Origin of the sequence: Paraburkholderia caffeinilytica (genome assembly GCF_046030355.1) — a bacterium.
Lineage (GTDB): Bacteria > Pseudomonadota > Gammaproteobacteria > Burkholderiales > Burkholderiaceae > Paraburkholderia > Paraburkholderia caffeinilytica_B.
The window spans coordinates 59,346-71,972 of sequence record NZ_JAQQCQ010000037.1; the positions used below are offsets into that span (position 1 = coordinate 59,346).

General features: G+C 62.8%; 11 protein-coding genes. 10 read left to right on the forward strand and 1 reads right to left on the reverse strand.

The window, feature by feature from the left end:
* Nucleotides 1–215 precede the first annotated feature (215 nt).
* From PQQ95_RS34575 to PQQ95_RS34615, 9 genes are all read left to right on the forward strand, one after another.
* Complete coding sequence (locus tag PQQ95_RS34575; protein ID WP_153135913.1) at nucleotides 216–956, forward strand: 3-ketoacyl-ACP reductase; 741 nt, start codon at nucleotides 216–218, stop codon at nucleotides 954–956.
* A 133-nt stretch (nucleotides 957–1,089) separates the two neighbouring features.
* Nucleotides 1,090–1,707, forward strand: a complete 618-nt coding sequence (gene phaR, locus PQQ95_RS34580; protein WP_408446339.1) for a polyhydroxyalkanoate synthesis repressor PhaR — start codon at nucleotides 1,090–1,092, stop codon at nucleotides 1,705–1,707.
* A gap of 386 nt (nucleotides 1,708–2,093) precedes the next feature.
* Complete coding sequence (locus PQQ95_RS34585) at nucleotides 2,094–3,146, forward strand: tRNA dihydrouridine synthase (protein ID WP_408446342.1); 1,053 nt, start codon at nucleotides 2,094–2,096, stop codon at nucleotides 3,144–3,146.
* Nucleotides 3,147–3,263: 117 nt separating this feature from the next.
* Nucleotides 3,264–4,655, forward strand: coding sequence for a 30S ribosomal protein S12 methylthiotransferase RimO (gene rimO / locus PQQ95_RS34590; protein ID WP_408446345.1), 1,392 nt, complete (start codon nucleotides 3,264–3,266; stop codon nucleotides 4,653–4,655).
* 3 nt (nucleotides 4,656–4,658) lie between these two features.
* Nucleotides 4,659–5,624, forward strand: a complete 966-nt coding sequence (locus PQQ95_RS34595; protein WP_408446347.1) for a sugar kinase — start codon at nucleotides 4,659–4,661, stop codon at nucleotides 5,622–5,624.
* A 77-nt stretch (nucleotides 5,625–5,701) separates the two neighbouring features.
* On the forward strand, nucleotides 5,702–6,886 hold the full coding sequence (bktB, locus tag PQQ95_RS34600; RefSeq protein ID WP_408446350.1) for a beta-ketothiolase BktB: 1,185 nt from the start codon (nucleotides 5,702–5,704) through the stop codon (nucleotides 6,884–6,886).
* Nucleotides 6,887–7,042: 156 nt separating this feature from the next.
* A complete protein-coding gene (locus PQQ95_RS34605) occupies nucleotides 7,043–7,723 on the forward strand; it encodes a hypothetical protein (protein ID WP_408446353.1) in 681 nt (226 codons plus the stop codon).
* Between the two features lie 14 nt (nucleotides 7,724–7,737).
* Nucleotides 7,738–8,922 carry a cystathionine beta-lyase gene (locus PQQ95_RS34610; RefSeq protein WP_408446356.1) on the forward strand — a complete coding sequence of 395 codons (1,185 nt, stop codon included), beginning with the start codon at nucleotides 7,738–7,740 and terminating at the stop codon, nucleotides 8,920–8,922.
* Nucleotides 8,923–9,107: 185 nt separating this feature from the next.
* Nucleotides 9,108–9,557: a hypothetical protein gene (locus PQQ95_RS34615; protein WP_408446359.1), complete on the forward strand. Its 450-nt coding sequence runs from the start codon at nucleotides 9,108–9,110 to the stop codon at nucleotides 9,555–9,557.
* A gap of 233 nt (nucleotides 9,558–9,790) precedes the next feature.
* Here the strand turns inward: PQQ95_RS34615 and serB are convergent, their stop codons facing one another.
* Nucleotides 9,791–10,630, reverse strand: a complete 840-nt coding sequence (serB, locus tag PQQ95_RS34620) for a phosphoserine phosphatase SerB (protein WP_408446361.1) — start codon at nucleotides 10,628–10,630, stop codon at nucleotides 9,791–9,793.
* A 364-nt stretch (nucleotides 10,631–10,994) separates the two neighbouring features.
* Between serB and PQQ95_RS34625 the strand changes: the two genes are divergently transcribed.
* The gene (locus tag PQQ95_RS34625) at nucleotides 10,995–12,251 is read left to right on the forward strand and encodes a cytochrome P450 (protein WP_408446363.1); all 1,257 of its coding nucleotides are present in this window, start codon (nucleotides 10,995–10,997) and stop codon (nucleotides 12,249–12,251) included.
* The last annotated feature ends 376 nt before the right edge of the window (nucleotides 12,252–12,627 follow it).

Below are 12,627 nucleotides of genomic sequence, written 5' to 3' on the forward strand. Positions count from 1 at the left end.
GCTTCCCGGCTTCAGGCCGGCTCAAGCGGGATCAAGCGGGCTCACGTGGTTTTTAGCAGGCGGTAAGCAGGGTTGCCGCGCAGTCACATTGCAGCACGTGGCGCGCGGCGAGCAATGGCCTCGTCGGCCGGTCGCCCGGCGGCAGTGGAGATGAAGCACAGGCGAGGGAAGAGGCAGCCGGTCGGCGCCTCGAAAACGATAACGGAGTGTAGTTTATGACACAGCGAATTGCGTATGTAACGGGCGGGATGGGTGGCATCGGCACAAGCATTTGCCAGCGGCTGCACAAAGAGGGCTTCAAGGTCGTCGCAGGCTGTGGCCCGAACTCGCCGCGCCGCGTGAAGTGGCTCGAAGAGCAGAAGGCGCTCGGCTACGATTTCATTGCGTCCGAAGGCAATGTCGGCGATTGGGAATCGACCAAGGCGGCGTTCGACAAGGTCAAGGCCGAAGTCGGCGAGATCGACGTGCTGGTGAACAACGCCGGTATCACGCGCGACGTCGTGTTCCGCAAGATGACGCACGAAGACTGGACGGCGGTGATCGACACCAACCTGACCAGCCTCTTCAACGTTACCAAGCAGGTGATCGACGGGATGGTCGAGCGCGGCTTCGGGCGAGTCATCAACATCTCGTCGGTGAACGGCCAGAAGGGCCAGTTTGGCCAGACGAACTACTCGACCGCGAAGGCCGGTATTCATGGCTTCACGATGTCGTTGGCGCAGGAAGTGGCCACCAAGGGCGTGACGGTCAACACCGTGTCGCCTGGCTACATCGGCACCGATATGGTCAAGTCGATCCGTCCGGACGTGCTGGAAAAGATCGTTGCGACGATCCCGGTGCGCCGTCTCGGTCAGCCGGACGAAATCGGCTCGATCGTGGCATGGCTCGCGTCGGACGAATCGGGTTTCTCCACGGGCGCGGATTTTTCGCTGAACGGCGGTTTGCATATGGGCTGAGTCACCGGCGCGCCGCTCACAAGGCAGCGTGCTTCGGCTCAGATGGTTCCGGCGGCGTCCCGGCAGCACAATTGCCCGATTGTGCGCCGGCATGACGCCGTTTCCGCGCTCAACTCGCGCTCAAAGGCGTTACATGACTACTACTACAAAGAAAACAGCCGAACGATTGATCAAGAAGTATCCGAATCGCCGGCTCTACGATACCGAGACAAGCACGTACATCACGCTGACGGACGTTAAGCAGCTCGTGCTGGATCAGGAGGATTTCAAGGTCATCGATGCGAAGAGCAACGAGGATCTGACGCGCGCCATCCTGTTGCAGATCATTCTCGAAGAGGAGAGCGGCGGCCTGCCGATGTTCTCGTCGTCGATGCTGTCGCAGATCATCCGCTTCTACGGCCATGCGATGCAGGGCATGATGGGCACGTATCTGGAGAAGAACATTCAGGCCTTCATCGACATTCAGGCGAAGCTCGCCGACCAGTCGAAGAATCTGTACGAAGGCAAGGCGATGAACCCCGAAGTCTGGTCGCAATTCATGAACATGCAGGCGCCTATGATGCAAGGCATGATGACCAGCTACATCGAGCAGTCGAAGAACATGTTCGTGCAGATGCAGGAGCAGATGCAGAACCAGGCCAAATCAATGTTCGCCACCTTCCCGTTCACGCCAGGTGGACCGGCGAATGCGGCCGGAGGACCGGCCACGCCGGCTAATCCGCAAACCAGTCCGGAGCCGGAGAAGAAGTAACGGCGCGACGCTGACGCGGCGAGTGCGTTTTTGCGCGTCGTCGGCTCCACGGCGGCGCAGTGGCTGTACCCGTCGCGCCAAGGGGCGCCGGGTACGAGCGCGGTGGCTCGCGCGCCGGGCGCAAGCGGAAGGGCGCGGTACAATCACGGGTTACGTGCGCTGGCGCTGCCGCGGGTGGGGTCCTGGTGATCCTTATGATCCCGCCGCCCTCGGGCCATGTAGCACGCTCCCCATTTGCCACCATCGCCACCGCTGTATTGCAGCTAGCCCCACCCATGTCGCAGAACCGTTTCCCTACCGCCCCCACGCCTTCGATTCCGAGGGCCGGATTTGTCAGCTTTGGCCGACCGTAAGATTCACACCAGCAGCCTGGACGCCGTTCTTACATGAGCCGGCTGTTTCTTGCGCCCATGGAAGGGCTTGCGGACTACGTGCTGCGTGACGTGCTGACCAGCACGGGCGGATTCGACGGGTGCGTGTCCGAGTTCGTCAGAGTGACAGGCTCGGTGCTTCCCGCGCGCGTCTACGAGCGGGATACGCCTGAAGTCCTCCACGGCGGCCGCACACCCGGCGGCACGCCGATGGTGATCCAGCTGCTCGGCAGCGATCCGGAATGGATGGCGCTGAATGCGGCCCAGGCGGCCAGTTTGTCGCCGCATGGGCTCGATCTGAACTTCGGCTGCCCCGCCAAAGTCGTCAACCGGCACGGTGGCGGCGCGATGTTGCTGGCGCATCCTGAGCAACTGAACCAGATTGTTTCATCCGTTCGCGCCGCGGTGCCCCCCAGCATCGCTGTGACTGCAAAAATGCGGCTCGGCGTGTCCGATACGTCGCTCGCGATCGACTGCGCCACGGCCTTGGTGGAAGGCGGCGCGGCCTCCCTCGTCGTCCATGCCAGAACCCGTGACCATGGCTACCGGCCGCCGGCCCACTGGGAGTGGATCGCACGTATCGACGCTGCCGTGGACGTGCCGGTCATTGCCAACGGAGAAGTCTGGACAGTGGCCGACTGGGAGCGGTGCCGGGCGGTCAGCGGCTGCACGGACGTGATGATCGGGCGGGGCGCCGTGTCGGATCCTTTCCTGGCGTTGCGCATACGCGGACTGATGGACCGGTCGCCTTCCAGCGAGGAGTGGCCGTCCGTGCTGGGTCAGCTCGCCGATTACCTGAGAAAATTGCAGGCCCGTGTCGCCGCCCGTCACGAGCACGGCCGCGTCAAAATGTGGCTCAGCTATTTGAAGCGGACGTGGCCGCAGGCGGCCGAGCTGCATGCCGCCATCCGGCGTCTGCATGATTCGCGCGACATTCTTGAGGTGATCGAGCGTGCCCAGGCGTTCAACGGCTTGCCACCGTCACATCGAGACGTGGACCCGGGTCTGCCCGATCCGGCAATACCCCGCCACCTGGCCGACTGCGCGGTCGCGGGCACGGTACAATAAAGGGTTGCGTGCGCGGGACGCTGTCCGGGCCTGGCCTTTATGACCATCGGACCCCTTGAGCTTGCCGCACCGTCCCCATTTGTCGCCATCGTCACCGCTATACGCCGGACCCACCTTATGTCGCAGACCATTTCCCCCGCCGTGCCGACTCCTTCGACGCCGAAGGTCGGTTTCGTCAGCCTCGGCTGTCCTAAAGCGCTTGTCGACTCCGAGCAGATCATCACGCAGCTGCGCGCCGAGGGCTACGAGATCTCCGGCACATACAACGGCGCGGACCTCGTCGTCGTCAACACCTGCGGCTTCATCGACGAAGCGGTGCAGGAAAGCCTCGACGCGATCGGCGAAGCACTCAGCGAAAACGGCAAGGTGATCGTTACCGGCTGCCTCGGCGCCAAGCAGAGTGCGAGTGGCTCAAATCTGATCGAAGAAGTTCACCCGAAGGTGCTGGCCGTGACCGGGCCGCACGCGCTCGGTGAGGTGATGCAGGCGGTGCACAATCATCTGCCGAAGCCGCACGACCCGTTCGTCGATCTGGTGCCGGCCGCCGGTGTGAAGCTCACGCCGCGTCACTACGCGTACCTCAAGATTTCCGAAGGCTGCAACCACCGCTGCACGTTTTGCATCATCCCGTCGATGCGCGGCGATCTCGTGTCGCGCCCGGTCGCCGACGTGATGCTCGAGGCGGAGAACCTGTTCAAGTCCGGCGTGAAGGAACTGCTGGTGATTTCGCAGGACACGAGCGCATACGGCGTCGACGTCAAATACCGTACCGGTTTCTGGAACGGCAAGCCGATCAAGACGCGCATGACCGATCTGGTCGGCGCGCTCGGCGAACTCGCGGCGCAATATGGCGCCTGGGTGCGGCTGCATTACGTGTATCCGTATCCGAGCGTCGATGAAGTCATTCCGATGATGGCTGAAGGCCCGTTCAAGGGCCACGTGCTGCCGTACCTCGACGTGCCGTTCCAGCACGCGCATCCGGAAGTATTGAAGCGTATGAAGCGGCCGGCCAACGCCGAGAAGGTGATGGAGCGCGTGAAGGCGTGGCGCGAAATGTGCCCCGATCTGACGATCCGCAGTACCTTCATCGCGGGCTTCCCCGGCGAGACTGAAGAGCAATTCCAGACGCTGCTCGATTTCATCCGCGAAGCGGAACTGGATCGGGTCGGCTGCTTTGCCTATTCGCCGGTCGAAGGCGCGAGCGCCAATGAACTCGACGGTGCGTTGCCCGACGAAGTGCGTGAAGAGCGCCGCGCGCGTTTCATGGAAGTCGCCGAAGAAGTGTCGGCCAAACGGATCGCGAAGAAGGTCGGCAAGACGCTGAAAGTGCTGGTCGACGAGATCAATGCCGACGGCGGCATCGGCCGCACCGCGGCGGATGCGCCGGAGATCGACGGCGTCGTGTATATCGCGCCCGCCACCAAGGCATCCAAACGTTACAAGGTCGGCGATTTCGTCTCGGTGAAGATCACCGGCGCCGACGGCCACGACCTGTGGGGTGAGGTTTAAGCGATGACGGTGAGCATAGCTGATACGCCGGCAGACCGGTCTCCTGTAAGCAGGCCTTCTGAAATCCTCGCGCTCGGCGAGGCGATGATCGAATTCAACCAGTCGGCCAAAGATCAGCCGAACTATCTGCAAGGCTTCGGCGGCGATACGTCGAACTTCTGCATCGCGGCGGCACGGCAAGGCGCGAAGACGGGTTTCGTTTCGGCCGTCGGCAGCGACCATTTTGGGCGTCTGCTGATCGATCTGTGGGAACGCGAGCAGGTCGAGACGTCGCTCGTGCGCGTCGATCCGCACGCGCCCACCGGCGTCTATTTTGTCTCGCACGGCCCCGCAGGTCACGCGTTCGACTATCTGCGCGCGGGGTCGGCCGCGAGCCGCTACGCGCCACACGATTTACCGCTCGGTGCGATCGCCGCGGCTCAAGTCATTCATCTGTCCGGTATCAGTCTCGCGATTAGCGTGAGCGCCTGCGACGCAGCGTTCGCGGCGATCGAGCATGCGCGCGCAAACGGCGTGCGCGTGAGTTTCGACACCAACCTGCGGTTGAAGCTCTGGCCGCTGGCAAGAGCGCGCGCGGTGATGCTCGAAGCCATTCGTCAAACCGATATTTGCCTGCCGAGCTGGGACGATGTCACTGAACTCACCGGCTTGACCGGCCGCGACGAGATCGTCGATTTTCTGCTGTCGCACGGTCCGCGTGTCGTGGCGCTCAAGCTCGGCAAGGAAGGCTCGTATATCGCCACGCCGGATGAGCGGCGCGTCGTGCCGGGCCACGTCGTCAACGCGGTCGATGCAACCGGCGCGGGGGACTGCTTCGGCGGCGCGTTCATCGCGCGCATCGTCGCGGGTGACGATCCGTTTCAGGCGGCGCGTTATGCGAACGTCGCCGCCGCACTGTCCACGCAAGGTTACGGCGCGGTCGCGCCGATCCCTTCGCGGGCGACGGTCGAGCACATCCTGGCCGGCTGACCGCAACGCGCTGCGAAGTGCGTTCCGCGGGCCGCCAGGACAAGATCATCTTGAGACACTTAAGAGAGGAGCGAGCGATGCAACGAGACGTAGTGGTGGTAAGCGGCATGCGTACGGCAATCGGTGGTTTTGGCGGCAGCCTGAAGGATTTTCCGCCGACCGATCTGGGCGCACGCGTCGTGCGTGAAGCGCTGGCGCGCGCGAACGTGTCGGGTGACGAAGTCGGTCACGTGGTGTTCGGCAACGTTGTGCATACCGAACCGAAAGACATGTATCTGGCCCGCGTGGCCGCGATCAACGGCGGTGTCGCGCAACATGCGCCCGCGTTGACGGTCAACCGGCTGTGCGGTTCGGGCTTGCAGGCCATTGTCTCGGCCGCGCAAAGCGTGCTGCTCGGCGACGCCGACATCGCGATCGGCGGCGGTGCGGAAAACATGAGCCGCGCGCCGTATTCCATGCCGGCTGCGCGCTTCGGTCAGCGCATGGGCGACGCGCGCCTCGTCGACATGATGGTCGGCGCACTGAACGATCCGTTCCAGTCGATCCATATGGGCGTAACCGCCGAGAATGTCGCGCGCAAGTACGACATCTCGCGCGAAACGCAGGACGCGCTCGCACTTGAATCGCATCGCCGCGCGGCCAACGCGATTACGAGCGGTTACTTCAAGGACCAGATCCTGCCGATCACGATTCCGTCGAAGAAGGGCGACGTCGTATTCGATACCGATGAACACGCGCGCTTGAACGCCACGGCGGAAGACTTCTCCAAGTTGAAGCCGGTGTTCGCGAAGGAGAATGGCACGGTGACGGCCGGCAACGCGTCGGGCATCAACGACGCCGCCGCGGCAGTCGTGCTGATGGAACGCAGCGTCGCTGAAAAACGCGGTATCAAGCCGCTGGCACGGCTGGTTTCGTATGCGCATGCGGGCGTCGATCCGGCCTACATGGGCATCGGCCCGGTGCCGGCAACGCGCAAGGCGCTCGAGCGTGCCGGCCTGACCGTCGCCGATCTCGATGTGATCGAAGCGAACGAAGCGTTTGCCGCTCAGGCGTGCGCGGTCAGCAAGGAACTGGGTCTTGATCCGGCCAAGGTCAATCCGAACGGCTCGGGTATTTCGCTTGGCCACCCGATCGGCGCAACCGGTGCGCTGATCACCGTCAAGGCGTTGTATGAGTTGCAGCGGGTGGGCGGCCGCTACGCGCTGGTGACGATGTGCATCGGCGGCGGGCAGGGCATCGCGGCGATCTTCGAACGGATCTGAGGCCGGCGGCGGGGTGAGGAGACGCAACGTGAGGCGTCGACTTTCCCCGCCGGGCGAAGTCCCCGCAGTGAACGGGTAGCAAACTCGGGTAGCACGCGGGTATCGAGCGGATATCGAGCGGATATCGAGCGGTATCAGGCAACAAGGAAAGAACGGATGCAGGAATCGAAAGCGATGAAGGGTGCGATGCGTCGGCACAGATGGGCAATGCCCCAAGGGCACTTCCTTCTGCGTGCAGTGAGCGTGGCCGCATTGCTGTGCGCTGGCGCCGGGGCGGTGCTGCCCGTGCAGGCATGGGCGCAAAGCGACGCGGTGAAGGAGTTGGCGGCGCCTCCGCCGATTCAGCTGCCGCTCAAGCCGAGCCCCGAATTCGCGAAGTTCCCGCGTTATGCCGGCATGCTCGGCGCGCGCCAGATCGTGCTGCGACTCGGTGCGAAAACCGATGATCCGGCCGGCGTGCACGGGGAGTATCAGTACACCGATACCGGCGAAGTGATCCTGATCGCGGGTGACCGCGACGGCGACACGCTCGAGGTCGAGGAATCGAACGACGGCACGCATATCACCGGCAACTGGGTGGGCAAGTTTGCCGCCGACGGATCGGTGGCGGGCGACCGGATGAACGTCGACGATTCCGACCCGCAGCCGTTCGATCTGAAACCGCTGGCCGCGGGGCAGCCTGTGCCGGCGGCTTCAGCCGGTGCTGGCGCAGCGTCGGGCAACAAGGCAGCGGTCGCGCCGCAGTCGTCCGCTAACGGGGCAGCAAGTGCGCCCGCCTCGGCGACAAGCGGTGCTCATGCCGTCGGCGGGGTTAGCAACCTGCAAACCGGCGAGTAAAGTCTACCTACACCATGACCCAATCCAAACTTAAACGAAGTCTGCAAACCACCATCGTGCGTCACGAAGACCAGCTCACGCCGGGCTTCGAGTCGTTCTCGATGCCGGTTACGCGCGCTTCGACCGTCGTGTTCCCCGATCTGGCGACGATGCGCGCGCTCGACTGGAAAAACGACGCGCAATGGCGCTATGGCTTGCACGCCACCCCTATTTCACTCGCACTCGCGCAGCGGCTTGCCATGATCGAAGGCGGCAATCACGCGTTGTTGCAGCCGTCGGGATTGTCGTCGATTTCGAACGTCTATTTCGGCCTCGTGAAGGCCGGCGACGACGTGCTGATTCCCGATAACGTCTACTCGCCGAACCGCGACCACGGCGACTGGCTGGCGCGCGATTTCGGCATCACCGCGCGCTACTACGATCCGATGATCGGCGCGGGGATCGCGGATCTGATCCAGCCGAATACGCGTTTGATCTGGCTGGAAGCCCCGGGTTCGGTCACGATGGAAGTCCCCGACGTGCCTGCTATCACCGCAGTGGCGCGTGCGCGCAACGTCGTCACGGCGATCGACAATACCTGGTCGGCGGGACTCGGTTTCCGGCCGTTCGACCACGGCGTCGATATCTCGGTGCAGGCGTTGACCAAGTACCAGTCGGGCGGCGGCGACGTGCTGATGGGCGCGACGATCACCGTCGATCGCGAGTTGCATCTGAAGCTGAAGTCCGCGCGCATGCACATGGGTATCGGCGTGTCGTCGGACGACTGTTCGCTGATTCTGCGCAGCCTGCCGACCATGCGCTTGCGTTTCGAACAGCATGACCGCGCAGCGCTCGGCCTTGCCACCTGGCTGAAGACGCGCCCGGAAATTGCCGCGGTTCTGCACCCGGCGTTGTCCGACTGTCCGGGGCATGAGTTTTTCAAGCGTGACTTTACGGGGGCGGGCGGACTGTTCTCAGTCGTGTTCGACGCGCGTTATAGCGCGGCGCAAATCGACACGTTCTGCGAATCGCTCGAGCTGTTTTCGCTCGGCTGGAGCTGGGGTGGCGCGCACAGTCTCGCGATGCCGTACGACGTTGCCTCGATGCGTACGGAAGGCCAATGGCCGTATCGCGGTACGCTGGTGCGGTTCTATATCGGTCTGGAAGAAGAAGCCGATTTGCGCGCGGATATCGAGCAGTGTCTGGTGGGGCTGGGTTAAGCGCCTGAGCGCTGATTGTCGATTGCTGAAGGTCGAGAAGGCCCATCGGGATATGTTTCCGATGGGCCTTTTGTTTGTCAAGATAGCCAGTAAGCCTAACCATTCGGCCGAATAGTCGAAGCCGTATCTCGACGCTACGATGGTGCGCACTATGACTAACGATCAACGCGCAATGGTGAACTTCGATGAATCTATTTTTCTGGATATTGCTGAATCTTGGCGTGCCGATTGTCGGCCCGATCTTTACGCTAGTGCTCGTCGCACCCACGCACGGCTGGCGCGTCGCAAAGGCGTTGATCGCCGCGTCAGTGAAAGACGGCCAACTGTTCTGGTGTGCGATCGGGCTGTGCGCGGCCGCGGTTTATGAGGCGATGACCGTGCTGGAGCGAGGGCGTGGCTTAGTCTCCACCCTGGAGTCCGCCATTGCTGGATTTTGCATGCTGGCGTTTTCCTGTTCCATTATCGTGATGTCGGCCCTGGTCTACGCACATCACGACCGGGCGGGCACGTTCGCTCGCAACAAGCCGAAGCGGTTCGTTGCGGGGGCGCTGTCGCGCGTGGCAATCGCGACTTCGGTTCTTGCAAGCTTTCTTGCAGCCACTCTGTTTGCAATCCTACACGTGAAGCTGATTTAGATTTTTCAGATAACGTAGCTCTTATACTGATCTACTTTTGGGAGGCACACATGCATAAAGTATTCACATTTCTGGAATCCGACGAAAATTACGCCCGTGTCCTGAAGTGGGCTAATGTCGTGATGGTGGTCATCGGGATCTACATGTTGGGCGTGCTCACGATTGCCCCTTTCAACAAATAATTCTCGTACCGGCGCTGGCCGCCATTGCGGCGGCCAGCGCAAACTCAAGCTTTAGAACAACCGCAGCAACCCATCCAGCCCAACGTGGTTGAACGCCACGCTGGCTGCTTCGCGCACCACCGGTTTCGCGCGGAATGCGACAGACAGTCCCGCAGCGGCCATCATTTTCAGATCGTTCGAACCATCCCCCATCGCAATCGCGCGGGCCGGCTCGATGCCCAGTTGGGTGCACGTCTCGCGCAACGTGCGGGCCTTTACATCGGCGTTGACGATCTCGCCGATTACATTGCCGGTCAACTTCCCGTCAACGATCTCGAGCGTGTTCGCGTGCGTGAAATCGAGGCCGAGCCGCGCTTTCAGCTTCTCGGTGAAAAACGTGAATCCGCCGGACACCAGCAGCGTTTTCAATCCCGCCGCTTTCGCGCCGGCCAGCATCCGTTCGGCACCTGGCGAGAGTTGCAGCCGTTCTTCATAAACGCGTTCGAGCGCGCCGGCGTCGAGTCCTTTGAGCAATGCCACGCGACGTGTCAGGCTCTCGTTGAAGTCCTTGATTTCGCCGCGCATCGAGGCTTCTGTGATCGCGGCGACTTCTGCTTTCAGCCCGCAGAAGTCGGCGATTTCGTCGATGCATTCGATCGTGATCAACGTCGAGTCCATGTCCATCGCGACGAGGCCGAAGTCGCGCAACTGGCGGCCGGCTTCGACAAACGCATAGTCCAGTTGATGCGTGCCGCAATAGACTTCGAGGTCCGGGCGTTGGGCAATGTTTGCATCGGCAATGCGAATCGCGTTCGCGTCGATGACGGCGGCGTGCGAGCCGCGAGCGAGCGCGACGAGCGTTTTGTGGTGGTCGGCGGAAAGGGGCGCGGTGCTTTGGATAACGAGGTTCATGGACGACCCATTGACGCAGAAAAGGACGGGCGCGCGACGCGCGCGGAAAATTCCGCCATTGTAACGGTTCGATGGCATGAGGCCGCAGGGGCAGCCTGCAATCGGGCGGAAGGCTACCGAACCGGCAATGGGCAATGACCGACTCGCCAGAAAACTTGCCACGCAGCCAGCCGCATACCGCCGCCAGGCAATCCACCGTGCAATCATCAGACGCCCGCGTCATACTGGCGCTTCGAACGACGCCTCGCAGTCATCGACGTAGCCATCGAGCCTATCGAGCCCGCAGCGCCTATGAGGCGCGCAGCACACCGCGCACGATAAGCATTGGCACCCGCGACGAGGCGCACCACTACGGAGACAAGCAATGACCCCCGCGACCGCCAGCGACGCGTCCACCCTTGCGCGCGACTTCGATCTGCGCCAACTGAGCCCCGCGTTCCATGCCGATCCGTATCCGGTCTACCACGCGCTGCGCACCCATGAACCGATCAAGCGCATGCCGGACGGCTCGCTGTTTCTGACGCGTTTTCGCGATGTGCAGGCGGTCTACCGTGACCCGAAAACCTTCAGTTCCGATAAAACCGTCGAATTCAAGCCGAAGTATGGCGACTCGCCGCTCTACACGCATCACACCACCAGTCTGGTCTTCAACGATCCGCCGCGGCACACGCGGGTGCGCAAACTGATCGCCGGCGCGCTGACGGCGCGTGCCATCGCGGCCATGGAGCCCGGGCTGATCCGCCTCGTCGATGGCTTGCTCGATACGGCTGCGGCGCGTGGCCGGATCGATCTGATCGACGAGTTTGCGTCGGCGATTCCGGTCGAGGTCATCGGCAATCTGCTGGATGTGCCGCACGCTGAGCGCGCGCCCTTGCGCGACTGGTCGCTGGCGATACTTGGCGCGCTGGAGCCTTCGCTGAGCGATGCGCAACTCGAACGGGGCAATCGCGCGGTCAGTGAATTCGTCGACTATTTGCGCGATCTGGTGGCGCGACGCCGGCGCGAACCCGGCGATCCGCAGCACGACGTGCTGACGCGCCTGATCCAGGGCGAGCAGGGAGAACAGGGTGGCGAGCAGTTGTCGGAAACGGAACTGCTGCAAAACTGCATTTTCATCCTGAACGCCGGTCATGAGACCACCACGAATCTGATCGGCAATGGTCTCGTTACACTCACTGACTGGCCGGAACAGCGCGCCGCGCTACTCGGCGAACCGTCGCTGATCGAGTCGGCGATCGAAGAGTGTTTGCGGTTCGAGAGTTCGAATCAACTGGGCAACCGCATGGCGACCGTCGACACGGAAATCGGTGGCGTCGCCGTGGCACGCGGTACGCCCGTCACGCTGTGCATCGGCGCGGCCAATCGCGATCCCGAGCAGTTCGCGGAACCGGACCGTTTCGATATCCGCCGGGATCCGAACCGGCATCTCGCGTTCGGCTTCGGCATTCATCAGTGCGCGGGGTTGTCGCTTGCGCGACTCGAGGCGCGCATCGCCATTGGACGCTTTGTGCAGCGTTTTCCGGCGTATCGGCTCGACGGCGAACCGACGCGCGGTGGGCGCGTTCGGTTTCGCGGTTTCGCCGCAGTACCGGTCGAGGTCGGGCCGGTGAGCCGCGGTTGATCGTGGGTGGCCGTGGTTGACCGCAGTTGACGTCAGCGGCCATACAGGGCCCGACAAATCGCAATTGTCTGATGCAATCGTGGTTGATTGAAGCGTTGCACGAGCACGCCATTACGCTGCGAGTCCAGCAGCCTCCTGCGTGGCAAAGACCGCAGTGGCAATGCCGCTGCAAGCCCACCACAAGCCAGTCACAAACCCCCAAAACTCCGTATCTTTTGCCGATGTGAAGCAAGACTTACAGCCGATGCCTGCAGCGCCGGCCCGGCGCCGCGCTAGCCATAGCGCCCGTCATAGCGGCGGTCACGACACCAGCCATAACGCCAGAGCCAACCTCAGGCCCACCGCCCCACCCCCCCCCCCACCCCACCCCCCCGAC